The 21,638-nt window shown below is 61.0% G+C and carries 23 protein-coding genes; 17 read left to right on the plus strand and 6 right to left on the minus strand.

Going from position 1 to position 21,638, the window contains the following annotated elements; genetic code table 11:
• Positions 1 to 101: 101 nt before the first annotated feature.
• The 12 genes from AC3WVQ_RS31140 to AC3WVQ_RS31195 all read left to right on the plus strand — a co-directional run bounded on the left by AC3WVQ_RS31140 (position 102) and on the right by AC3WVQ_RS31195 (position 11,240).
• Positions 102 to 1,199, plus strand: coding sequence for an ABC transporter substrate-binding protein (locus AC3WVQ_RS31140; RefSeq protein ID WP_060610012.1), 1,098 nt, complete (start codon positions 102 to 104; stop codon positions 1,197 to 1,199).
• A gap of 61 nt (positions 1,200 to 1,260) precedes the next feature.
• Positions 1,261 to 3,021, plus strand: a complete 1,761-nt coding sequence (locus AC3WVQ_RS31145; protein ID WP_060610017.1) for an ABC transporter permease — start codon at positions 1,261 to 1,263, stop codon at positions 3,019 to 3,021.
• A complete protein-coding gene (locus AC3WVQ_RS31150) occupies positions 3,014 to 4,090 on the plus strand; it encodes an ABC transporter ATP-binding protein (RefSeq protein ID WP_034801927.1) in 1,077 nt (358 codons plus the stop codon). Before AC3WVQ_RS31145 ends, AC3WVQ_RS31150 begins: the two co-directional genes overlap by 8 nt.
• Before the next feature lie 59 nt (positions 4,091 to 4,149).
• Positions 4,150 to 4,815: an aspartate/glutamate racemase family protein gene (locus AC3WVQ_RS31155; protein ID WP_060610023.1), complete on the plus strand. Its 666-nt coding sequence runs from the start codon at positions 4,150 to 4,152 to the stop codon at positions 4,813 to 4,815.
• 20 nt (positions 4,816 to 4,835) lie between these two features.
• Positions 4,836 to 6,107 (plus strand): 3-oxo-tetronate kinase, encoded by a 1,272-nt coding sequence (otnK, locus tag AC3WVQ_RS31160; protein ID WP_060610026.1) that lies wholly within the window; start codon positions 4,836 to 4,838, stop codon positions 6,105 to 6,107.
• A complete protein-coding gene (gene otnC / locus AC3WVQ_RS31165; RefSeq protein WP_034801923.1) occupies positions 6,104 to 6,742 on the plus strand; it encodes a 3-oxo-tetronate 4-phosphate decarboxylase in 639 nt (212 codons plus the stop codon). Before otnK ends, otnC begins: the two co-directional genes overlap by 4 nt.
• A gap of 11 nt (positions 6,743 to 6,753) precedes the next feature.
• On the plus strand, positions 6,754 to 7,227 hold the full coding sequence (rraA, locus tag AC3WVQ_RS31170; protein ID WP_060610029.1) for a ribonuclease E activity regulator RraA: 474 nt from the start codon (positions 6,754 to 6,756) through the stop codon (positions 7,225 to 7,227).
• Between the two features lie 27 nt (positions 7,228 to 7,254).
• Entirely contained in the window at positions 7,255 to 8,043 is a 789-nt protein-coding gene (locus AC3WVQ_RS31175) for a hydroxypyruvate isomerase family protein (protein ID WP_060610032.1), read from the plus strand.
• On the plus strand, positions 8,040 to 9,440 hold the full coding sequence (locus AC3WVQ_RS31180; protein WP_060610035.1) for an NAD-dependent succinate-semialdehyde dehydrogenase: 1,401 nt from the start codon (positions 8,040 to 8,042) through the stop codon (positions 9,438 to 9,440). The genes AC3WVQ_RS31175 and AC3WVQ_RS31180 overlap by 4 nt, the downstream gene beginning before the upstream one ends.
• Positions 9,437 to 9,862 (plus strand): cupin domain-containing protein, encoded by a 426-nt coding sequence (locus AC3WVQ_RS31185; protein WP_060610038.1) that lies wholly within the window; start codon positions 9,437 to 9,439, stop codon positions 9,860 to 9,862. Before AC3WVQ_RS31180 ends, AC3WVQ_RS31185 begins: the two co-directional genes overlap by 4 nt.
• Positions 9,859 to 10,158 (plus strand): antibiotic biosynthesis monooxygenase family protein, encoded by a 300-nt coding sequence (locus AC3WVQ_RS31190; RefSeq protein WP_034801905.1) that lies wholly within the window; start codon positions 9,859 to 9,861, stop codon positions 10,156 to 10,158. Before AC3WVQ_RS31185 ends, AC3WVQ_RS31190 begins: the two co-directional genes overlap by 4 nt.
• Positions 10,155 to 11,240, plus strand: coding sequence for an AbrB family transcriptional regulator (locus AC3WVQ_RS31195; protein ID WP_060610041.1), 1,086 nt, complete (start codon positions 10,155 to 10,157; stop codon positions 11,238 to 11,240). The genes AC3WVQ_RS31190 and AC3WVQ_RS31195 overlap by 4 nt, the downstream gene beginning before the upstream one ends.
• Before the next feature lie 174 nt (positions 11,241 to 11,414).
• Here the strand turns inward: AC3WVQ_RS31195 and AC3WVQ_RS31200 are convergent, their stop codons facing one another.
• Positions 11,415 to 12,200: a L,D-transpeptidase gene (locus AC3WVQ_RS31200; RefSeq protein ID WP_034801903.1), complete on the minus strand. Its 786-nt coding sequence runs from the start codon at positions 12,198 to 12,200 to the stop codon at positions 11,415 to 11,417.
• A gap of 138 nt (positions 12,201 to 12,338) precedes the next feature.
• Here AC3WVQ_RS31200 and AC3WVQ_RS31205 point away from each other — a divergent pair, with 138 nt between their 5' ends.
• Positions 12,339 to 12,686, plus strand: a complete 348-nt coding sequence (locus AC3WVQ_RS31205; RefSeq protein ID WP_060610044.1) for an ArsR/SmtB family transcription factor — start codon at positions 12,339 to 12,341, stop codon at positions 12,684 to 12,686.
• On the plus strand, positions 12,679 to 13,182 hold the full coding sequence (locus AC3WVQ_RS31210) for an SRPBCC family protein (protein WP_060610047.1): 504 nt from the start codon (positions 12,679 to 12,681) through the stop codon (positions 13,180 to 13,182). The genes AC3WVQ_RS31205 and AC3WVQ_RS31210 overlap by 8 nt, the downstream gene beginning before the upstream one ends.
• Before the next feature lie 101 nt (positions 13,183 to 13,283).
• On the opposite strand, the gene AC3WVQ_RS31215 is transcribed toward AC3WVQ_RS31210, so the two are convergent.
• Complete coding sequence (locus tag AC3WVQ_RS31215) at positions 13,284 to 13,508, minus strand: hypothetical protein (protein WP_034801898.1); 225 nt, start codon at positions 13,506 to 13,508, stop codon at positions 13,284 to 13,286.
• Positions 13,509 to 14,162: 654 nt separating this feature from the next.
• On the opposite strand from AC3WVQ_RS31215, the gene AC3WVQ_RS31220 reads away from it, so the two are divergent.
• The 3 genes from AC3WVQ_RS31220 (at position 14,163) to AC3WVQ_RS31230 (ending at position 17,647) form a co-directional block, all read left to right on the plus strand.
• Complete coding sequence (locus AC3WVQ_RS31220) at positions 14,163 to 15,311, plus strand: mandelate racemase family protein (protein WP_060516797.1); 1,149 nt, start codon at positions 14,163 to 14,165, stop codon at positions 15,309 to 15,311.
• 17 nt (positions 15,312 to 15,328) lie between these two features.
• Positions 15,329 to 15,958: an SGNH/GDSL hydrolase family protein gene (locus AC3WVQ_RS31225; protein WP_192357274.1), complete on the plus strand. Its 630-nt coding sequence runs from the start codon at positions 15,329 to 15,331 to the stop codon at positions 15,956 to 15,958.
• Between the two features lie 90 nt (positions 15,959 to 16,048).
• Entirely contained in the window at positions 16,049 to 17,647 is a 1,599-nt protein-coding gene (locus tag AC3WVQ_RS31230; protein ID WP_089046266.1) for an ABC transporter substrate-binding protein, read from the plus strand.
• A 457-nt stretch (positions 17,648 to 18,104) separates the two neighbouring features.
• Here AC3WVQ_RS31230 and AC3WVQ_RS31235 read toward each other — a convergent pair whose 3' ends face one another.
• The 4 genes from AC3WVQ_RS31235 to AC3WVQ_RS31250 are packed head-to-tail and all read right to left on the minus strand — an operon-like array spanning position 18,105 to position 21,616.
• Positions 18,105 to 18,866 carry an ABC transporter ATP-binding protein gene (locus tag AC3WVQ_RS31235; protein ID WP_034801890.1) on the minus strand — a complete coding sequence of 254 codons (762 nt, stop codon included), beginning with the start codon at positions 18,864 to 18,866 and terminating at the stop codon, positions 18,105 to 18,107.
• On the minus strand, positions 18,866 to 19,702 hold the full coding sequence (locus tag AC3WVQ_RS31240) for an ABC transporter ATP-binding protein (protein ID WP_060610052.1): 837 nt from the start codon (positions 19,700 to 19,702) through the stop codon (positions 18,866 to 18,868). The genes AC3WVQ_RS31235 and AC3WVQ_RS31240 overlap by 1 nt, the downstream gene beginning before the upstream one ends.
• Before the next feature lie 4 nt (positions 19,703 to 19,706).
• Positions 19,707 to 20,594 (minus strand): ABC transporter permease, encoded by an 888-nt coding sequence (locus AC3WVQ_RS31245; RefSeq protein WP_034801886.1) that lies wholly within the window; start codon positions 20,592 to 20,594, stop codon positions 19,707 to 19,709.
• Complete coding sequence (locus AC3WVQ_RS31250; RefSeq protein ID WP_043619645.1) at positions 20,594 to 21,616, minus strand: ABC transporter permease; 1,023 nt, start codon at positions 21,614 to 21,616, stop codon at positions 20,594 to 20,596. The genes AC3WVQ_RS31245 and AC3WVQ_RS31250 overlap by 1 nt, the downstream gene beginning before the upstream one ends.
• Between the last annotated feature and the right edge of the window lie 22 nt (positions 21,617 to 21,638).

Here is a 21,638-nt window from a genome sequence, read left to right on the forward strand (position 1 = left end):
TAAAAGCCAAAGTGTGGACATGGAGACGCGAGGGCGGCAACGGCCCTCGCAGAACTGCCCGGAGGAGATTTGGAGCCGGGCGTCTTTTGGGAGAAGAGAAGATGAACAAGTATGTTTCCGGCCGCCTTGCGGCCGTTGCGGTCACCGCGGTCATGACGGCATTTTCGGCGCACGCGCAGGAAGTACCCGCGGGCTATCCAGCAGATTATGCGGAACTCATCGCCAAGGCGAAACAGGAGGGCACCGTTTCGATCTACACCTCGACCGATGCTGCCCAGTCGCAGAAGCTACAGGATGCCTTTACCAAGAAGTACGGGATCAAGATCGCCTATAACGATCTCGGGACGAACGGCGCCTATAACCAGGTGATCTCGGAGGCCGCCGCCAGCCAGACCACCGCCGACATCGTCTGGAGTTCGGCGATGGACCTGCAGATGACGCTGGTTCAGGATGGCTATGCGGCCGAATACGCTTCACCTGAAGCCGGCAATCTTCCGAGCTGGGCCAACTACAAGAACACGCTCTACGCCACCACGGTCGAACCGATCGGCGTGATCTACAACACCAAGGCGCTTTCCGAAGACAAGCTTCCGAAGACCTATGGCGACATGATCACGTTCCTGAAGAGCAACAAGACCGAGCTTCAGGGCAAGGTTGCCACGTTCGATCCTGAAAAGAGCGGCTCCGGCTTCCTGCACCACTCCAACGACGCACGCAACCGGCCGGATTTCTGGGATCTTGCTAAGGCCATGGGCGACGATGGCGCCAAGATCTATTCCAGCTCCGGCGGCATGAAGGAAACGGTCGTTTCGGGTGAAAACGTCATCGCCATCAACATTATCGGCTCTTACGCGCTCGATTGGGTCAAGGAGAGCCCGAACCTCGGCGTGCATTTCGCCACGGACTATACGCCGGCCTTCTCGCGTCTGGCGCTGATCACCAAGGACGCTCCGCATTCGAACGCGGCCAAGCTTTTCGTCGACTTCATGTTGTCGTCCGAAGGCCAGTCGCTTCTGGCTGAAGGCGGCCTGCCGTCGATCCGTGAAGACGTGACCGCCGGCCTCAACATCAAGACGCTTAACGAACGCGTCGGCGGCGGCCTGAAGCCGATCGCCGTCGACGAGGGTGTTCTGGAATACATGGACCAGATGAAGCGCGTTCAGTTCCTCAACGACTGGAAAGCCGCCCTCGGCCGTTGATGCTTAGCCGACCGCGGCGCTCAGGCGCCGCGGTTCCGCCACCGTTTGCGAGAGGCATAGAATGTCAACCCACATCCAAGCACCGGCTGCAGTCCCTTTGACGAAAGCCGCAGCCGAAAAGAAGTATCCGGCAAAGATGCCGCGGCATGGAAATGCAAACTTTTATCGGCGCATCGTCATCGGTCTGCTCGCGGTTGCCGTCCTGGCACCCGTCGGCCTGATCATCTATCAGAGTTTCCTGACGGCTGCGTTCTTCAGCCCCCGTGCGCACTTCGGCTTCGATGCGTACAAGTACGTCTTCACCGACAAGAATTTCTATCGCGCTCTCGGTACGACGGCGATCTTCTCCTTCGGCATGGTGGCGATCGCAGTGCCGCTCGGGGGTCTGCTCGCCTTTCTGATCACGCGCACCGACATCAAGGGCAGGCGACTGCTCGAGATCCTCGTGCTCGTGCCTATGTTTATTTCGTCTATCGTGCTTGCCTTTGGCTACACGGTGTCGGTCGGTCCGACCGGTTTCGTCTCGCTCTTCTTCCGCAGTGTGCTGGGCTTCGTACCCTGGAACATTTACAGCCTGCCGGGCATGATCCTGATCGCCGGTCTGAGCCACGTTCCGCACGTCTACCTCTATGTCTCTTCGGCCATGAGGAACCTGCCGTCGGACCTCGAAGAAGCCGCACGCACCACCGGCGCTTCCGTCTGGCAGGTTTCGCGCGACGTTACGCTGCCTATGGTGCTGCCGGCGCTGATTTTTGCGGCGGCCCTCAACATCCTGCTCGGCTTCGAGACCTTCGGCATTCCGCTCGTTCTTGGCGATCCGAACGGGATCATGGTGCTGACCACCTATATCTACAAGTTGACGACGCTGTTCGGCACACCGACCTATCAGCTCATGGCTGTCGTCGCGGTCGTTTTGGTACTGATCACGCTGCCGCTCGTCTGGATGCAGCGCAGGCTGCTGCGCAATGCTCGCAAGTATGCAGCGCTCGGCGGAAAGGGTGCCCGGGTCGCCACCTTGAAACTCGGCGCGAGTGGCCAGGTCATTGCCCTTTCGCTCATCGGTTTCTGGCTCTTCGTATCGGTTGTCCTCCCGATCGGCGGCATCACCGTACGTGCCTTCGTCGATGCCTGGGGCGAGGGCGTCAACCTCTTCGACCAACTGACGCTCACCAATTTCAGCCGCATGCTCGAAGTGCCGAGCCTCTACAACGGTATCGTCAACACGATCATCCTGTCGGTCGTCGGTGGTGCTGCGGCGGTGGCGATCTATCTCGCCGTCGGCCTGGCCGGTCACCGCAACTGGGGCATGTCGAACACGGTGCTGGATTATATCGTCCTCCTGCCGCGTGCGCTTCCGGGCCTCGTCGTCGGCCTTGCCTTCTTCTGGGTCTTCCTGTTTGTGCCGTTGCTTACGCCGCTGAGGCCAACACTGGTCAGCCTTTTCGTCGCCTATCTGGTCGTCGGCTTGTCCTATGGTCTGCGCCTCTTGCAGGGCACGCTCATTCAGGTTGCGCCGGAGCTCGAGGAGTCCGCGCGCACCACGGGCGCCACGATCGGCCGCACTTGGAAGGATGTGGTGATCCCGATCGTCCGGCCGGGTCTGGCCGGTGCCTGGGCGCTCATCATGATCATCTTCCTCCGCGAGTACGCGACCGGCGTCTACCTCATGGGCGCCGGCACGGAAGTCATCGGTTCGCTGATGGTCTCCCTTCTTCAGACCGGCGCCATGAACACGATCGCCGCTCTTTCCCTCATCAGCATCGTCTTGACGGGCGCAGGTCTCGCACTCGCCCTCCGCTTGGGAGCAAAAATCCATGACTGAACTCGTTGTCAGCAATGTCCAGAAGTGGCTGGGCGGTCTGCAGATCCTCAAAGGCGCGTCCTTCACCGCGCAGCGCGGCTCCATCGTCGCCCTGCTCGGCGCGTCGGGCAGCGGCAAGACCACACTGTTGCGCTGTATCGCCGGGCTCGAGCAGCCGGAGATTGGCCAGATTGTCATCGGCGGCAAGACCGTGCTCGATGGCGAAAAGAAGCTCGCGCTTCCGCCCGAGCAGCGCAACATCGGTCTGGTATTTCAGTCCTACGCTCTTTGGCCACATCGCACCGTCAAGGAAAATGTCGGCTACGGGCTGAAGCTCCGCGGCGTGACGCAGGCCGATATCGAAAAGCGCGTGCAGGCGATCCTGGAGCGCATGGGTCTTGGCCATCTTTCCGATCGCTTCCCGTCGCAACTGTCGGGCGGTCAGCAACAGCGCGTCGCCATCTGCCGGGCGCTGGTTTACGAGCCGCGCGTGCTGTTGCTCGACGAGCCGCTCTCCAATCTCGATGCGAAGCTGAGGGAGGAGGCTCGCTACTGGATCCGCAAGCTGATCCTCGACCTTGAAATTTGCGCTATCCTCGTCACGCACGATCAAAGCGAGGCGCTCGCCGCAGCCGACAACATTCTCCTGCTGCAGGACGGTCGCATCGTTCAGCAAGGCGGACCACAGGAGATCTATTCCAACCCGAACAGCTTCTATTCGGCTGACTTCCTGGGCGCGAACAACATCGTCAAGGCGAAGGTCAAGTCGATCAACGGCCGCAGCGCCGTCATCGGCGGCGACAACTGGAGCCTTGACGGCACCGTGCGCGATGCCTCCGGCGTCAACCCATCCGACGACGCGCGGGCGGTGATCCGGGTCGAGCAGATCAGCGTCAGCGACCAGCCCGAGGCGGGTGGGCTCGAGATGAACCTCGACGACAGTATCTATCTCGGCGACCGCTGGGAATACCGTCTGCGTCGCGGTGATTTCGTCGCCAAGGCACACGGCGCAAGGCAGCTTGCGACCGGCACGGTCTGGGCACGAATTCCATCTGAAAGCGTCTGGGTGTTCTCGGCAGGCCAACGCTAGCGAAGGCCGCCAGGCGGTCGCTGCTTCTTGCGGCGACCGCTCCATTCAAGGGTATATTCATGTCGAGACAGCCTCGGATAACGCTCGTCCATGCAACGCCGATCGCGATGGAACCGATCAAATTTGCTTTCGCAACGGCCTGGCCGGACGCCAATCTGGTCAACCTCCTGGAAGACAGCCTTTCGCCCGACCGTGCCGCCAGCGCCGACATCACCGAAGTCCTGACGGCCCGTATCGAGGCCCTGACCCAATATGCGCGGCAGATCGGGAGTGCGGCGGTGCTGTTTACCTGCTCGGCCTTCGGTCGGGCGATCGAGCAGGCTGCGGCGACCGTCGACATCCCGGTGCTGAAACCCAACGAGGCGATGTTCGAGGCTGCGATCCGGAAAGGCGGCAGGACTGCCATGCTCTACACCTTCCCGCCTGCGCGCGACGGCATGGAGGCGGAGTTTCTGGAAGAGGCCGAAAGGATCGATCCGACCGCAACCATGGAGAGCTTCCTGGTTCACGGAGCGATCGAGGCGGTGCGGGCGGGTGATGTAGAGACCCACAATCGGCTCGTCGCCGAAGCGGCGGCGGGTTTGCGTGGCTTCGACAGCATCGTGCTTGCGCATTTTTCCACGGCACGCGCCGTACCGGAGGTGCGGGCGGTGACGGACATCCCGGTTCTGTCGAGCCCGGATGCCGCCATCGACAAACTCAAGCGCCTTCTCGGCGCAGCATGAAATTCGGGAGTACACCTTCAATGCTGCTTGGGGTTATCGCAGACGATTTTACAGGGGCAAGCGATATCGCGAATACGCTCGCCAAGGGCCTGCCGCGGCAGGGTGGTCTTCGCACGGTACAATACCTTGGAATCCCTCGTGCAAAGGCCGAGCCTGAGGTGGAAGCCGGCGTCATTGCGCTAAAGAGCCGGTCGATCGATGTAGCGTCGGCCGTCGAACAGTCGCTGGAAAGCCTGCGCTGGCTGCTCGATCAGGGGTGCCGGCAGATCGTCTTCAAGTACTGCTCGACCTTCGATTCCACTCCGGCCGGCAACATCGGCCCGGTTGCCGAAGCGCTTGCTGAGGCCTTGGGCGTCAGCGGCGTGATTGCCTGCCCCGCATTTCCCGGTGCCGACCGAACGGTCTATAAGGGTCACCTCTTCGTGAAGGATCGGCTTCTGAGCGAGTCCGGCCTGCAAAACCATCCACTTAACCCGATGACCGATGCGGACATCCGGCGCTGGCTGCGGCTCCAGTCGACGACTGAGGTTGGACATGTCGAGATCGCCGTCGTGCGGCAAGGCTCGGCCGAAATCGGAGCAGCGCTGCGGGAGAACGGCGAGCGCAATCGCACGCTCGTCATCGTCGATGCAATCACGGATGACGATCTCGTCGCAATCGGTCGTGCTGCGGCGGGAGATCGCCTTGTCACGGGAGGTTCTGGCATCGCGATCGGTCTTGCCGCGAACTTCATCGAGCAAGGCCTTGCTGCCGGAACCAGCGCCAGCGTCGCAGGCGTCGATGGGCCGGAGGCCATTCTCGCCGGAAGCTGCTCCGGTGCGACCCGCGAACAGGTCGAGATCCACCGCAAGAACCACCCGACGCTCGCGATCGACGTTGGAGGTGTCATGGCCGGCTCGGTGACGACCGCCATGCTGACATCCTTCCTGCTTGCCAACGAGGGCAGGGCGCCGCTCGTCTATTCCTCGAGCACCCCCGACGAGGTCCAGGCGGTCCAAGCGCGCTTCGGCCGGGAAGCGGTTGCCGCGGCGCTCGATGAACTCTTTGCGAAAACGGCTCAGGAACTGGTCAAGGCTGGTGTCCGTCGCCTCGTCGTTGCCGGTGGGGAAACGTCCGGGGCGGTCGTTTCGGCACTCGATCTCGGTGCGCTGACGATTGGGCCGGAAATCGATCCCGGGGTGCCGGTGTTGTTGTCGGGTGGGGCAAAAGCTGTGTCGTTGGCGCTGAAGTCCGGCAATTTCGGCGCCCCCGATTTTTTTGTCAAAGCGTTGGAAAGGCTCGCAGGCAGATGAGTGCTGAAATCAGGATGCGCGACGAGATCGCTCGGCTTTCGAAGTCGTTGTTCGACCGTGGTTTCTCGGTCGGCTCCGCCGGCAACATCAGTGCTGCGGTCGAGGACGGGATCCTGATGACCCCGACGAATTCGTGCCTCGGTTTCCTCGATCCTGCACGTATCTCGAAGCTCGATCGCAGCGGCCGGCACATCTCCGGAGACAAGCCCTCGAAGGAAGTGTTCCTGCACCGGGCGTTCTATGAAACACGACCACAGACAGGTGCGGTGGTTCACCTCCACTCGACCTTCGCCACGGCTCTCTCTTGTCTTGCCGACACCGATCCGGACGACTGCATTCCGCCGCTCACCCCTTACGTCGTCATGCGCGTGGGGCAAGTGAGGCTGCTCCCCTACGTCAAGCCGGGCGATGAAAGCATGGGCGACATGATCGCGGAGCTTGGTGGTCGCTATGCCGCCGTGCTGCTTGCTAATCATGGCCCCGTCGTTACCGGCAAGGATATCGCATCGGCGGTCTACGCAGCCGAGGAACTGGAGGAAACTGCCAAGCTGCTGGTGCTGCTGCGCGATGCGCCGAAACGCATGCTTTCCCCTGAAAACGTCACGGAATTAAAGGCCGTTTTCGGCAGCTATTGAAGGAGAAACTGATGAAAACGGCTGATCTCGTCGATGCGCATGGGGAGGAAGTGCACTTCTGCGATCTTCCCTTTTTGAAAGTCGGGAAGACGAAGTCCTTCAGCGGTCCGATTGCGACCGTCAAATGCTTCGAGGACAATGCTGTGTTGAAGGCCGAACTGCAGAAGCCGGGCGAGGGCAGGGTCATGGTCGTCGATGGTGGCGCCTCGAGCCGCGTCGCTTTGCTCGGCGACCAGATCGCGATGATCCTTCGCGACAATGGCTGGGCCGGCATCGTGATCAACGGTGCGGTGCGCGACAGTGCTGAGATCGCGGAGATGGACGTGGGCGTTTTCTGCCTTTCGGTGACACCGAAGAAGTCCGTGAAAGACGGTGCCGGCAAGACGGGCATACCGGTCCAATTTGGCGGCGTCACGTTCGCGCCCGGCGCCTACCTCTATGCGGATGCGGACGGCGTGCTCGTCAGCGCCCGCGATCTTTGCTGAGGGGATGGTGCGGTGACCACGCGGTCCATGTTCTCGGCCCATATCGGCTATCGGTTCAGGGAGCTACCCTTCGAGGAACGCTTCGAAGCGGCGGCTGCGGTGGGTTTTGATGCCATTGAACACCCTTATCTGGAGACGTTCGAGCCGGCGATCATCCGCGGTCTTTTAGAGAAACACCGTCTCCGCTTTGCGCAGCTCTCCTGCGCATTCGGCGACCTCGCGAAGGGCGAAAAAGGTCTCGCCGCTCTGCCGGGCCGGCAGTCCGAATTTCGCGCAGCCTTCGATAACGCCCTTGAGTTCGCGCTCACCGCCGATGCGCCCTACCTTCACCCGATGGCCGGCATTCCACCTAGCGATGCAGACGCCGAAAGCGTGTACTTCGAGAACCTGCATTACGCCATCCAGGGAACAGCCGGCACGCCGGTGAAGATCCTGATCGAGGCGATCAGTGAGCGGTCGGTGCCAGGCTATGCGCTCTCCACACTGGAGCAGGCGCGCCACGTGCAGGATGTCTTTGGTCCCGGCAATCTCTTGCTGCTCCTCGATACCTTCCACGCGAGCGCGACCGCCATCGATCCGGCCCGGTGGATCGCGGCAAATGCCTATCGCATCGGGCACGTCCACATCGCCGATTATCCGGGGCGGCAAGAGCCAGGGACTGGGACGATCGATTTCGAACCGGTCCTTTCGGCACTCAAAGCGCATGGCTTCCAGGGCGCCGTCGGCTTCGAGTTCACACCCTCGGCGAACACTGCCGAGAGTTTGACATTTCTCGCCGCCTGGCGGGCGAGATCAGAAACCAGGAGAAGAGCATGATCGTTTCCATCAATCCGGCCAACGACCGCGAGCTCGCGCGCTACGACCTTCACGACGATGCCTATGTTGACCAGGCGTTGAGCGCGGCGGCGAAGGCACAGGCCGGCTGGCGAAGAGTGGCAGTCGCTGAGCGCTGCACGCTTCTTTACGCCATGGCGCGGGTGCTGCGGTCCGGAAAGTCTCGCTATGCCGCCATGATCACCCGCGAGATGGGCAAGCCGATCGTAGAAGCCGAAGCTGAGGTGGAAAAATGCGCCTACAACTGCGATTTCTACGCCGAGAATGCGCCGAAGTACCTTGCGGATGAACCGGTGGCGTCGAACGCGGCTGAGAGCGTCATCGCCTTCGATCCGCTCGGTGTGGTCTTGGCGATCATGCCGTGGAACTATCCGTTCTGGCAGTTCTTCCGCTTTGCGGCCCCGGCCTTTGCAGCAGGCAATGGCGCAATCTTGAAGCACGCCAACAATGTTCCGGAATGCGCGCTCGCGATCGAAGAGGTGATGCGGGAAGCCGGCTGCCCTGAAGGTCTCTTCGCCACGCTGCTGATCGAGCCGTCGAAGGTTGCCGGCATCATCGCGGACGATCGGATCGCCGCCGTGACGTTGACGGGATCGACGGAAGTGGGGGCGATTGTCGCTGCCCAGGCCGGTAAGGCCTTGAAGAAGCAGGTGCTTGAGCTCGGCGGCTCGGACCCGTTCATCGTGCTCGCCGATGCCGATCTCGAAGAGGCGGCAAAGATCGCAGTCAAGGCGCGCTATATCAATGTCGGCCAATCCTGCGTCAATGCCAAGCGCTTCATCGTCGAGGAAACCATCGCCGACCGGTTCGTTGAACTCTTCCTACAAGAGGTGGCGAAGCTGAAGATCGGCGACCCGATGGAGCGCGAAACGAATATCGGCCCGATGGCCAGGGAGAACCTGATGACTGGCCTGCACAAACAGGTCGAGCGCAGCCTTTCTGCCGGCGCGATACTTAGAGTTGGCGGTGCGCCGCTTGAAGGTGATGGATTCTACTATTCGCCGACGGTCCTCGACCATGTCCGCCCCGACATGGCTGCGTTTTGCGAGGAGACCTTCGGGCCGGTTGCGGCGATTATCCGCGTTAAGGATGCCAAAGAGGCGGTGGCGCTCGCGAACCAGACGGAATTCGGCCTCGGTGCCGCGCTCTGGACCAGCGATCTTAAACGCGCCCGATCGCTTGCGCACGACATCGAAGCCGGCGCCGTCTTCATCAACGGCATGGTCGCCTCCGACCCTCGCTACCCTTTCGGCGGCATCAAGCGCTCCGGCTACGGGCGCGAACTCGGGGTCTACGGCATCCGCGAGTTCGTCAACATCAAGACCGTGTGGATTGGCGCCGCCCAGACGCCGGCGACAGCACATGGAGGAGCACGATGAGCATTGCGATGCCGGCCGTACTGCGGCCAAGGGAATTGAAGACCAACGACCGTGGCAACGGCGCACGCACCACGCCGCTGGTCACGCGCAAGTGCGGCTCAAATAGCATGATCAACGGCATCACCGCGTTCGATCCAGGCGCTGCGATTGGCATGCACAAGCACAATTGCGAGGAAAGCGTAATGATCCTCGATGGCGAGGCGATCGCCGAGATCGACGGTGTGCGCTATCCCCTCGGACCCAATGATACGACCTGGATACCGGCGAACGTTCCGCACCGCTTCATCAATGCGTCGGAGACGGAGCCCATGCGGATCTTCTGGGTCTATGCATCGATCGATGCCACCCGGACTATGATCGACACCGGCGAGGAGCACACGATTGACGCCGAGCATGGCCACAAGCCGGGCGCCCAGGCATGATCCAGGAAGTTGCAGAACTGACCATCAAGCCGGGGATGGAGGGTGATTTCGAGCGGGGCGTCGAAAAGGCCGCTCCGCTGTTCCTCCACGCCAGGGGATGTCGCGGGATCGCTCTCCACCGTGTTATCGAGACGCCGCAGGTCTATCGCCTCGTCGTCGATTGGGAAACGGTCGAGGATCACACGGTCGGGTTTCGAGGCTCGGCGGATTTTCAGACTTGGCGCAAGATCGTCGGTCCGTGCTTCGCGACCACACCCGTCGTAACGCACACGCGCCAGGTTATGAGCTTCCGGTGAACCGCGCCGGTAGGAAGACGGGCGGGCGATTTGCGCTGACGCTCTCCATAGGTGCTTTCGGCGGCTCCTTGATGTGGCTCGCGCATATGCCGCTCGCATGGCTGCTGGGGGCCATGCTGGCTACGGCCGTCTGTGCCTTTGCAGGCCTTCCCGTCTCTCTGCCAAAACAGGCCAGACCACCGATGACAGCGGTGATCGGTGCGATGCTCGGCACTTCGTTCTCACCGGATACATTCGCGCATGCGGCAGCCTGGAGCATTTCGCTCGTCGGCTTGGTCGCCTTCATTGCGCTCACCGGTGCACTGGCCTTTGTCTATTTTCGGTGGATTGCCAGGCTTGATCCCGTCACCGCCTTCTTCTCGGCTATGCCAGGTGGGCTCGTCGAAATGATCACACTTGGCGCGGAAAAGGGCGGCGATGAGCGCATGATTGCCCTCATTCACTCTGCCCGGATTTTCCTCGTCGTCTTAACTCTGCCTTTTCTGATCCAGACATTTGCAGGCATTACCATTGACAGAACGGGCATCTTTTCTGCCGGTGAAATGGCAATATCGGCGGAGGACGTTATCTGGTTTGGCAGTGCAGTCGTTGGTGGCGTTGCCCTTGGCACGCTTCTAAAACTGCCGGCACGGTTTCTCGTGGGGCCAATGCTTGCCAGCGCCATCCTGCATCTGGTTGGTGTGACGGATTTCGAACTGCCGGTGGCCGCTCTCGCCTGTGCGCAGGTCGTGATCGGCGCGACGATTGGATGCCGCTTTGCCAATGCCTCGCCGCGCTTGATCTTGCGCGCGCTGGCGCTAGCCGCTGGCGCGACGGTCCTGATGCTTCTGTCCACCGTCATGTTCGCCTGGCTGTTGTCGCTGGCCGGCGGCGACCGCTTCGTTGCCTATGTCCTTGCCTATTCTCCCGGTGGGGTCGCTGAAATGAGCCTCATTGCCTTGTCGCTGCATGTGGAAGTGCCCTTTGTCGTACTGCACCATGTTGTGCGCGTGCTCACCGTCGTCGCCGGTGCATCCCTCGCCTTCCGGCTGCTCAAGGAGCGGTGCGGTGAGTTCGTGCAGCGCCCCTGTTCGGGTAGCTAAAGGGCAGAACGAGTCTTGAGCGCATGCCGGGTGGCTCATTTGGTGGCTCGGAAGCTGCAGCCCAGTTTGCGGCTCGTTTTCGGCCGCGATGGCGGCGGCTCTATCCGCATATCCTCTTGGCCCTGGGTGTTTGGCATCCCGCGTGACTGTTAGAAATGGGCTCGAAGCGCCCTCTTATGCGACGACAATCGGGACTTTGGTCGGCGACGCCTTGACCCGGTTGTAGAGATCGACAACGTCCTGGTTGATCATGCGTACGCAACCGGAAGATGCCTGTGTGCCGATGGTCCACCACTCCGGTGAGCCATGCACGCGATAGCCGGTGTCTTGGCCGTCTTTGAAGATATAGTGTGCCCGGGCTCCGAGCGGGTTGTCGAGGCCACCCGGCTGGCCGCCCGTCCATTTCACCAGCTCCGGCTTGCGCGCAATCATCTCTTTGGGCGGCGTCCAGGTCGGCCACACCTTCGTATACTGGATCTCTGCCCGCCCACTCCACTCGAAGCCGGCCTTGCCGATGCCGACACCGTAGCGGACCGCTTCGCCACCTTCCTGCACCCAATAGAGATGCCGCTCGCTAAGCCGCACCACGATCGTGCCCGGCGCCTCGCCGGTAGGGTCGCGAACGATCTGACGACGGAATTCCGGTTTGACCTTCTGGAATGGGATTGCCGGGATGACGAAGCCATTGTCGTTCAGCGAGGCATACATCGTGCTGTTGTCGGTGATGTTGCTGTCGACACTGATCGGTGGGATTGCGCCGGTCGACATATAGTCAACGCTCGCAGTCGACATCCGACTGGACGGCTCGAGCGATGGGAGTTCGAGGGACTGCGAGCAGCCGGAGGCACCAAGCAGGGTCATGACGCCGAGGTTCGAAAGCAGGGCACGGCGGGTGATGAGGTAGCCGGGTTCCGAATTGGTCGCGCCGGAGGTGAGCTTCTGATCTTGCGGGTTACGCATGCACTTTTACCCTAGACGAACGTCGGCATCATGCCTCCGGATCTGCGCAGTTTCACGATTCATGGTTAAAAAGAAGTGAAAGCGTCCCCCGCCGCGCCGCTTGCGTTTCCTTCGGAAGCAAGTTAAATACTGAACTACATGGTTCAGTATTCTAATGCCCCTCTCGATCTCTCGTTCGCGGCGCTGTCCGATGCGACCCGTCGCGGGATCATCGATCTACTTGGGCAAGGGGACGCGTCGATCACCAGTCTGGCGGACAAGTTCCAGATGACACTGACCGGCATGAAGAAGCACGTCCAGGTTCTCGAACGGGCGGGGCTCGTCGTCACGCAGAAGGTCGGACGGGTGAGAACCTGCAAGCTTGGGAAACGTGGCCTTGAGGCAGAGGCCGAGTGGATCGAGGCGCATCGCAAACTCTTCGAGGCCCGCTTCGAAGCACTGGACGAGATCATCAGCGAACTGAAACGGGAGGTAAGCGATGAATGAGCAAGTCAACAAAGCCGCTGGCGCGCAGAACCGCACGTCAGTCGAGCGCAAAGGGGACCGCGAACTCGTCGTAACGCGGACATTCAATGCGCCGCCGAGCATGGTCTACAGGGCGTGGAGCCAGCCCGAGCTGTTCCAGCGCTGGTGGGTGCCAAAATCGGCACCTGGCGTTTCGCTCGTATCGTGCCAGATGGACGTGCGTACGGGCGGCAGGTATCGGCTGGAATTCGGCGCCGGCGGTTCGGACACCATCGCCTTTTATGGCAAGTATCTTGAGGTGGTGCCGAACGAGCGAATAGTCTGGACCAACGATGAGGGCGAAGAGGGCGCAATTACGACCGTGACCTTTAAGGACGAGGGCGGCAGAACGTTGCTGACTTTCCACGAAGTCTATCCGTCCAAGGAAGCGCTTGAGGAAGCACTGCAGAGCGGGGCGGCCGCATTGCCCGAGCAGTTGGATCAGCTCGACGAATTGCTTTCCAGCACCGGCGAGTAGCACGGATCGGGAAACGCTCCCCGGTAGACGTCTGGTCCTTTGACGCGGACTTCACGGCCGTTGGGGGGGCTGGGGCAAAGGCGCATAGCTGGCGAGGGCGGCTAGAGTATCTCAGTCAACTCGAACAGCGGCAGCGCCAAGCAGACCGACAGAACGTGCCAGGGCTCGCCCTCGACCGTGGCTCCGTCACTCATTTCGCTCAGTGTTAGGTTCGGGGCGACGTCGGCGCATGCCTGCTCGAGCAGGGCGATTGCTTCTTGTGATGTCAGTCCGTCCGGATAGCGGACAGCGTATTTTCGGCGAGGATCTGCTTCGTTCAAGGTCATCTTTGCAAGGCTGTCCGCTGAGGTGATGGCGAAGGTATGCGAAGGATCAGAGCTACATCGTGCGGACGGGGAGTGCTTTCGATAGCCCTTCGTTGGTAGCGGCCGCAGTCAAAAAGGATAGGGCAGTCTCGCCGCCGCATTTGTGCTTCCAAAGCGTGTCGTGAAGGAATGGGGTCCCCCACTGTGGCGCTGCCGGTGACACAGCCTTCGATTTCTACCAGAAGCCCTGCTCAGCGGTGCGTAACCGTGAAGAAACCCGGATCAGGACGGGTCTGCCGAGCGTTGCTACAAGCCAGCGCGATTTCCAATCGAGGGCAATTTCACGTCTGGATCCTCGGGGGCTGACTGGAAACCTACCCGGCCCGCGAGTAGACGGTCGTTTCCGTTGCTGTTGCGCATGTTCCCCTCTTTCGGCACGTCAATGTTGATCTCACACGTTGGCCGGTCGCTCGCCCTGCTGAAGCACGAAGTTGTCGCTCCGCTCGCATCATGGCTTGCGTCCCGATCTATGCGAAATCACAGGATGGCCGGGTCCTTATCAGGTATATTCTAAAAACATGTCATACAGGTTTGACAGGTTGACTGATATCTGTCTAATCTAGCCCTAGACAAGTTGGTGTGGCGAGGCCGCGCCTTTCACATGCCGGAGGACCAATGATCATCACTGACGTCGAAGTGCGGGTTTTCCGCACGACCACGCGCCGCCATTCGGACAGCGCCGGTCACGCGCATCCAGGCCCGCCGCACCAGGTAGAGCAAGCTATGCTGACTGTTCGCACGGAGGACGGCCATGAGGGGCATTCCTTCACGGCGCCGGAAATCGTGCGGTCGCATGTCATCGACAAATTCGTCAAGAAAGTCCTGATTGGCCAGGACCACCGAGATCGCGAGCGGCTTTGGCAGGACCTTGCCCATTGGCAACGCGGATCGGCCGCGCAGTTGACGGATCGCACGCTCGCGGTGGTCGACTGCGCCCTTTGGGACCTCGCCGGGCGGAGTTTGAAGCAACCTGTATACAAGTTGGTGGGCGGCTATCGCGATAAGGTGTTGGCCTACGGTTCCATCATGTGCGGCGACGAACTGGAAGGGGGGCTCGCAACACCTGAAGACTATGGTCGCTTTGCCGAAGCTCTCGTCAAGCGCGGCTATAAGGGCATCAAGTTGCACACCTGGATGCCGCCTGTCAGCTGGGCGCCGGATGTGAAAATGGACATCAAGGCCTGTGCGGCCGTGCGCGAAGCCGTCGGACCGAATATCCGCCTGATGATCGACGCCTTTCATTGGTACTCGCGCACGGATGCGCTCGAGTTGGGGCGGGGACTGGAAAAGCTCGGCTTCGATTGGATCGAAGAGCCGATGGATGAGCAGTCGCTGTCTTCCTACAAGTGGCTGGCCGACAATCTCGATATCCCCGTCGTTGGTCCGGAAAGCGCTGGCGGCAAGCATTGGCACCGTGCCGAATGGATCAAGGCGGGCGCCTGCGACATCTTGCGGACCGGGGTGAATGACGTGGGCGGCATCACGCCGGCATTAAAAACGATGCATCTTGCCGAGGCCTTCGGGATGGAGTGCGAGGTACACGGCAATACGGCGATGAACTTGCATGTCGTCGCGGCGACGAAGAATTGCCGCTGGTACGAACGCGGGCTGCTTCACCCGTTCCTCGAATACGACGACGGGCACGACTACCTAAAGTCATTGTCCGATCCAATGGATCGCGAGGGCTATGTCCATGTCCCAGCTCGGCCGGGGCTCGGCGAGGATATCAACTTCGAGTTCATCGAGAACAACCGCGTGCGGTGAGAAGCGGGGTATCTTTCATGAAAAACATTCTCGCTTTTGGAGACAGCCTGACGTGGGGAGCGGATCCACAGACCGGGCTACGCCATCCGCCTGAAGGCCGCTGGCCCGAGGTGCTCTCGCGTGAACTCAACGGTGCGGCAAAGGTCATTCCCGAAGGACTTGGTGGCCGCACAACCTGCTATGACGACCATGGTGGACCGGCGTGCCGCAATGGGGCCAAGGCGCTGCAAGTGGCGCTCGCAAGCCACATGCCGCTCGACCTCATCATCGTGATGCTCGGTACAAATGACATCAAGCCCGTGCATGGCGGGCGGGCGGAGGGAGCGGTCTCCGGCGTGCGCCGGTTGGCGCAAATCATCGACACTTTTCCCTACAAGCCAAGTGGTGCGAGGCCAAAAATGCTGATCGTCGCCCCTCCACCCTGTTGCGCCGGTCCGGGCGGGGTGCCAGCGGCGGGACGCAGCATTGCTGAATCAGAGCGGCTTTCTCCGCTCTACCGCAAGCTCGCAGATGAACTTGGACACGCCTTCTTTGATGCCGGCTCTGTCGCACACGCCTCGCGGGTCGATGGGGTCCATCTGGAAGCCGCTGCCACGGCGGCGATTGGCCGGGCGCTCGCAGCACCCGTTGCCGAAATTCTTGGCTGATCTGTCCTGGTGCCTGTGGAGGAACAGGTGGGGCAGAACTTGTAACCGGAAGGCCGAACTCCCGCATGGGCGGCCGCAATAGGAGGAAACATGAAACGCTTTCTAGCAACGGTCGCGTTCGGCGCGCTTCTCATCGCTTCAACGCCACACGGCGTGTTCGCCGAAACTCCGGAAGATCAACTCGTCGTCGCAACGACAATGAGCAACATCCTGACGCTCGATCCCGCTGCCATCACTGGCCGCGAGACCGTACAGGTCCTCAACAACATCTACGATACGCTGGTCATCCTTTCGCCGAAGGACCGCAGTGTCCAGCCACGCCTTGCCGAGCGCTGGGAGGTCTCCGCCGATCGCAATTCAATTCGTTTTCACCTGCGTAGCGATGCGAAATTTGCGTCGGGCAATCCCGTCACGGCTCAGGATGTTGCCTGGAGCCTGAAGCGCCTGCTTGCGCGTAATCTCGCGCAGTCTTCTTTCCTGAAAACAAGGGGCTTCACGCTCGAAGAAGCCGACAAAGCCTTCGTCGCCGAAGACGACCACACCTTCGTTATCAATCTTCCGAAACCCGACGACCCGAACCTGCTGCTGATGATCCTTGCGCAGAACGGACCTGGCTCCATCTTCGACAGCAAGACGGTTCTCGAAAACGAGAAGGACGGCGATCTTGGCGCCGCCTGGCTGACCCTGAACTCCGCCGGTTCCGGCCCATTCACGCTCACGCAGTGGAAATCGAACGAGTACATCATCCTCACGCGCAACGACGACTACTGGGGTGAAAAGGCCGCAATGAAGCGGGTGCTGATGCGCCATCTGCCGGAATCGCAGTCGCAGCGGCTGCTTCTGGAAAAAGGCGACATTGACGTTGCCTATTCCTTGCAGGCGCCGGACCTGAAGTCGCTCGAGGCCGATGAGGCGATCGCCATCGCATCGACACCAGGCTCGGGTTTTTACTACCTCAGCGTCTCGATGAAGGATGAGCGCTTCGCCAACAAGAAAGTGCGTGAAGCACTGCGCTACCTGATCGATTACGAGGGTCTCGACAAGGCTGTCATGCCCTACTACGGCAAGCTGCATCAGCGGCCCTTGTCGACAGGCGTCCTCGGCGCGCTGCCGGACGAAGGCTACAAACTGGATGTGGCCAAGGCAAAGGCGCTGCTTGCCGAGGCAGGCTACCCGGACGGCTTTAAGACGACGTTGCGTGTGCTGTCTGAAGATCCTTTCATGAAGGCTGCGACGGCCATCCAGAACACGCTGAGCCAGGCTGGCATCCAGGCGGAGCTCATCAGCGGTTCGGGCGACCAGATCTACGGCGCGATGCGTGAACGGAACTTTGAACTGCTTCTCGGCCGCGGCGGCGGTGGCCAGCAGCCGCACCCCGACAACAATTTACGCTCTATCGCCTACAATCCCGACAATTCGGACGATGCCAAGCTCACCAACTATCAGAGCTGGCGCACCAGCTTCTATGACGAGAAGCTGAACAAGATGATCGAAGAGGCCCTGGTTGAGCGCGACCAGGCCAAGCAGGCCAAGCTCTACGAGGGCGTGCAGCAGTACATGGACGAGGTCGTCATGTCGATCCAACCCTTCTCGGAAGTGGTCGACACGGCCGCGTACCGCAGCGACGTGAAAGGGATGATCGTCAGCCCCTGGCTCTCGCGCTTCGAAGGTGTCACCAAGGAGCGGTGATCGGCTCCAGGAATTAATAAAATGAAGGAAAGAAGGCGCATGTGACCATGCGCCTTCTTTTTGCATTGAAAAGTGCCGTCGGCCGGGCGCCAACGCGTTGCCGAACGAAATCGGCAACGTCACCCCGTGGCTGCCGCTGTTCGGTTTCCTCTCGCTTGAAGCCGAAGTATTCCTCATCTGTGCGGATTTGCGTGGTTGCCTACCCATCGCCCTCGCCTCGCGAAGACCTTCATCACCGGTACGTCTGGGGAGGGGCAGCGATTGGCAAGCGTGCCGCGGCCAGGTTCACATGCCCGGGCTGCACTCGCCGAAAAGGTCGCAGGCGTGCACCCGGGATCATTGGCAAGCTCAGACACCCGATAGTCCTCAACCGGGGCCATCAGGCAAGGAAAAGCCCGGCACAGGACCGGGCGAGTTGGGGAGGAGGAGTCTTCTTTGGGGAGGAGATGCGGCTTGCTCAGTGCGAGCCTTCGTACTCCAGCGAGGCGCCGATCAGCTCACGCGCGTAAGCGTGGGTTGCCTGGTTGCCGGGGATCGCCTCGCGCGGCAGCACTTCGGTGATTTCTCCGCGCAACATGACCGCGAAACGGTCGCACATATGGTCCACGACGGCCAGATCGTGCGTCACCATGATGTAGGTGAAGCCGCGCTCCTCACGCAGACGCTGAAGCAGGTTCAGGATTTCCGCCTGCACCGAAACATCGAGCGCCGACGTCGGCTCGTCGAGGAGCAGCAGGGAAGGTTCGAGGATCAGCGCCCGCGCGATCGCAACACGCTGGCGCTGGCCGCCCGAGAGCTGGTGGGGGAAACGATCGAGGAAGGAGACCGGCAGCCCCACATCCGTGATTGCCTTGCGTATGCGCTCCTCCCGGTCGCCGAGCTTGTGGATGACGAGAGGCTCGTTCAGCACCGTGCGAACCGATTGGCGTGGATGCAGCGAACCGTAGGGATCCTGGAAGACCATCTGCAGCGTGCGGCAACGCTCAATCAGCGGCATGTCACGCACCGACCTGCCGCCGATCAGTACGTCGCCGGTCCAGATGTCGGTCAGCATAGAGATGCAACGCAGGACCGTGGACTTGCCTGATCCGCTTTCGCCGACGAGGCCGAAGCATTCGCCCGGCGCCACGGAGAAGGTGACGGTTGGCAACACCTTGACCGCGGTGGGACCGCTACCGAAGGTGATAGAGACATCGCGAACTTCGATAGAGACGGACATCAGGCTTTCTCCTCCAGCCATTCGGGACGGCGATCGAGCACGCGGAGCGGTGCGCGTGGGCCGCCGATCCGCGGCTGAGCTGCCAGCAGGCCACGGGTGTAGGGATGTTGGGCCTTGTCGAGATCGCAGGCGGCCAGCGTTTCAACGATACGGCCGGCATACATGATGAGTACGCGATCGCAGAAGTTGCGTACAAGGTTCAAGTCGTGACTGATCATGATGAGCCCGATGCCGCGATCCCGCACCAGCCCATCGAGAATGTTCAACACCTGAAGTCGCACCGTGACGTCGAGTGCCGAGGTCGGTTCGTCGGCGATGACGAGCTCGGGATCGGCAAGCAGCATCATGGCAATCATCACGCGCTGCCCCATGCCGCCGGATATCTCGTGCGGATACTGGTCATAAACGCGCTCCGGGTCGCGGATCTTGACTGCCGACAGCATGGCGAGCGCCTTTTCACGCGCCTCCGCCTTGGTGCAATTGAAATGCCGCAGATAAGTTTCCGCCACCTGGTCACCGACCCGGCGAATAGGGTTCAAAGAAAATTTCGGATCCTGAAGGATCATGGACATGCGCCGGCCGCGAACCTTGAGCAGTTCCTTTTCCGAAAGGGCTGTCAGATCAAGCTCGGCAAAGCGCAGCGTGTCGGCGGTAATCGTGGCGCCCGGCAGAAGTCGCAGCAAGGCCCGTCCGACAGTCGATTTGCCGGAACCGGACTCGCCAACGATGCCAAGGCGTTCGCGGCCGAGGGTGAAGGACACGCCGCGCACGGCATCGGTCGCTGCGCCGCCATAGCGGATGCGGAGGTTTTCGACCTGAAGAATGTCTTTGCTCATCGGTCTACCTCCGGTTCATCTGCTTCGGATCGAGCGCATCGCGCAGCCCGTCGCCGAGAAGGTTGAAAGCGAGACTGACCGAAAGAATGGCGACACCCGGGAAGGTGACGAGCCACCAGCTGTCCAGCATGTACTTGCGGCCTGTCGCAATCATCGCGCCCCATTCCGGCAGCGGAGGTTGGGCGCCGAGCCCCAGAAAACCGAGACCGGCAGCCGTCAGGATAACGGTCGCCATGTTCAGTGTCAGGCGAATGAGCACCGAGGGCAGGCACATGGGCATGATCGACTTGACGATGATGCGTGTGGCCGATGCGCCCTGGAGCCTGGCTGCCGAGATGTAGTCCGCCTTGCGAAAGGTCATTGCCTCTGCGCGCGCGAGGCGTGCGATCGGTGGCCAAGAGGTCAGCGCAATCGCGATAATGGCGTTGTTCAGGCTTGGACCCAGGGCTGCAACGAAGGCGAGCGAAAGAATGAGGCTCGGGAAGGAGAGAAAGATGTCCGTGATCCGCATCATCACGGTATCGACCTTCCCGCCGAGATAGCCGGCAGTCGTGCCGATGACGAGCCCGATTGGGCCAACGACAATCGAGACGAGGAAGATAATCGTAAGCGTGATACGCGAGCCCCAGACCAGGCGGCTGAAGATGTCACGACCAAGCTCGTCGGTGCCGAACAGATGTCCATTTCCAGGCGCCTGCAGCGTGTTTGCGAGGTTCTGGGCATAGGGGTCATGGGTGGCAATCAGCGGCGCGAAGGTTGCGACAAGGACGAGCAGCACTAGGACCGCAAGACCGAAGGTCGAGGTTGGGCTCTTCAACAGGAAGCGCACGATGTTCTTGAGTGCGTAAAGCGGAGCCGGCAAGCGGAACGCAGTTTCAGCTTGGGTGGTCATCAGCGTGTCCTCGGGTCGAAGATGCGATAGAGAACGTCGGACAGAAGATTGAGGGCGATAAAGATGATCCCGACGATCAGGACGCAGGTCATGACGGCGTTCATGTCGCCGGTAATGAGGTTATTGGTGAGATATTGGCCAAAGCCCGGCCACGCGAAGACCGTCTCGATCAGCACGGCGCCTTCGAGCAGCGAGCCATAGGCAAGCGCAATGATGGTGACCAGTTGCACCCGAATGTTGATGAAGGCGTGCTGCCAGATCGTCTGGCTGCGAGAAAGGCCTTTGACGCGCGCCGTCGTGACATATTCCTGACCGAGCTGATCCAGCATGAAGCTGCGGGTCATGCGCGTGATATAGGCGGACGAGGAGTAGCCAAGCAGCGACGCCGGCAGGATGATGTGGTTGACGGCCGACCAAAACACATCCATTTCGCCGGCGATCAGGCTATCGATCAGCAGGAATCCGGTCCGCTCCTCGACAAGGCCAATATAGAACTGGTCCATGCGTCCGCTGCCGCCGACGAGGCCGAGATAAGCATAAAAGACGATAAGCGCGATCATGCCGGTCCAGAAGATCGGCATGGAGTGCCCGAACAGGCTGAAGACGCGCACGACATGGTCGGGCCAGCGGTCCTTGTTGACGGCAGCAAGCACTCCGAGCGGAACGCCGAGGCCGGCTCCGATGAGGATTGCGAAGGTCGCAAGCTCGATCGTTGCCGGCATCACGTGCAGGATATCCTGAATGACCGGCTGGCCCGTGCGGATGGAGGTTCCGAAGTTGCCGGTGAAAACGTCTCCAAGATAGTAGGCGAATTGTTCCCAAAGAGGTCGATCAAGCCCGAGCGAACGATAGACCTGTTCGTAGGTCTCGCGGGTTGCGTCCTCCCCGACGATCGCGCGGACCGGATCGGCAGGCATAAGGCGGCCGATGAAGAACGTCAGGAGCAGAAGGCCGAGCAACGTGACCGCAATGGTCCCGACCTGCCCGGCCACGCCGTGGAAGCGTAGGCGACGAATTGACATGGTTCCTCCGTTTGTCAGTCGC

Source organism: Ensifer sp. EB106-05-01-XG146 (genome assembly GCF_058791875.1).

Excerpts from the sequence above, each read along its gene's own strand:
- AC3WVQ_RS31230 (WP_089046266.1), top strand. The coding sequence starts at position 16,049 with ATGAAACGCTTTCTAGCAACGGTCGCGTTCGGCGCGCTTCTCATCGCT.
- AC3WVQ_RS31210 (WP_060610047.1), top strand. The coding sequence starts at position 12,679 with ATGAATGAGCAAGTCAACAAAGCCGCTGGCGCGCAGAACCGCACGTCA.
- otnK (WP_060610026.1), top strand. The coding sequence starts at position 4,836 with ATGCTGCTTGGGGTTATCGCAGACGATTTTACAGGGGCAAGCGATATC.
- AC3WVQ_RS31235 (WP_034801890.1), bottom strand. The coding sequence starts at position 18,866 with ATGTCCGTCTCTATCGAAGTTCGCGATGTCTCTATCACCTTCGGTAGC.
- AC3WVQ_RS31245 (WP_034801886.1), bottom strand. The coding sequence starts at position 20,594 with ATGACCACCCAAGCTGAAACTGCGTTCCGCTTGCCGGCTCCGCTTTAC.
- AC3WVQ_RS31180 (WP_060610035.1), top strand. The coding sequence starts at position 8,040 with ATGATCGTTTCCATCAATCCGGCCAACGACCGCGAGCTCGCGCGCTAC.
- AC3WVQ_RS31145 (WP_060610017.1), top strand. The coding sequence starts at position 1,261 with ATGTCAACCCACATCCAAGCACCGGCTGCAGTCCCTTTGACGAAAGCC.
- AC3WVQ_RS31150 (WP_034801927.1), top strand. The coding sequence starts at position 3,014 with ATGACTGAACTCGTTGTCAGCAATGTCCAGAAGTGGCTGGGCGGTCTG.
- AC3WVQ_RS31220 (WP_060516797.1), top strand. The coding sequence starts at position 14,163 with ATGATCATCACTGACGTCGAAGTGCGGGTTTTCCGCACGACCACGCGC.
- AC3WVQ_RS31215 (WP_034801898.1), bottom strand. The coding sequence starts at position 13,508 with ATGACCTTGAACGAAGCAGATCCTCGCCGAAAATACGCTGTCCGCTAT.
- AC3WVQ_RS31155 (WP_060610023.1), top strand. The coding sequence starts at position 4,150 with ATGTCGAGACAGCCTCGGATAACGCTCGTCCATGCAACGCCGATCGCG.
- AC3WVQ_RS31225 (WP_192357274.1), top strand. The coding sequence starts at position 15,329 with ATGAAAAACATTCTCGCTTTTGGAGACAGCCTGACGTGGGGAGCGGAT.
- AC3WVQ_RS31240 (WP_060610052.1), bottom strand. The coding sequence starts at position 19,702 with ATGAGCAAAGACATTCTTCAGGTCGAAAACCTCCGCATCCGCTATGGC.
- otnC (WP_034801923.1), top strand. The coding sequence starts at position 6,104 with ATGAGTGCTGAAATCAGGATGCGCGACGAGATCGCTCGGCTTTCGAAG.
- rraA (WP_060610029.1), top strand. The coding sequence starts at position 6,754 with ATGAAAACGGCTGATCTCGTCGATGCGCATGGGGAGGAAGTGCACTTC.
- AC3WVQ_RS31140 (WP_060610012.1), top strand. The coding sequence starts at position 102 with ATGAACAAGTATGTTTCCGGCCGCCTTGCGGCCGTTGCGGTCACCGCG.
- AC3WVQ_RS31175 (WP_060610032.1), top strand. The coding sequence starts at position 7,255 with ATGTTCTCGGCCCATATCGGCTATCGGTTCAGGGAGCTACCCTTCGAG.
- AC3WVQ_RS31250 (WP_043619645.1), bottom strand. The coding sequence starts at position 21,616 with ATGTCAATTCGTCGCCTACGCTTCCACGGCGTGGCCGGGCAGGTCGGG.
- AC3WVQ_RS31185 (WP_060610038.1), top strand. The coding sequence starts at position 9,437 with ATGAGCATTGCGATGCCGGCCGTACTGCGGCCAAGGGAATTGAAGACC.
- AC3WVQ_RS31200 (WP_034801903.1), bottom strand. The coding sequence starts at position 12,200 with ATGCGTAACCCGCAAGATCAGAAGCTCACCTCCGGCGCGACCAATTCG.
- AC3WVQ_RS31205 (WP_060610044.1), top strand. The coding sequence starts at position 12,339 with ATGGTTCAGTATTCTAATGCCCCTCTCGATCTCTCGTTCGCGGCGCTG.
- AC3WVQ_RS31190 (WP_034801905.1), top strand. The coding sequence starts at position 9,859 with ATGATCCAGGAAGTTGCAGAACTGACCATCAAGCCGGGGATGGAGGGT.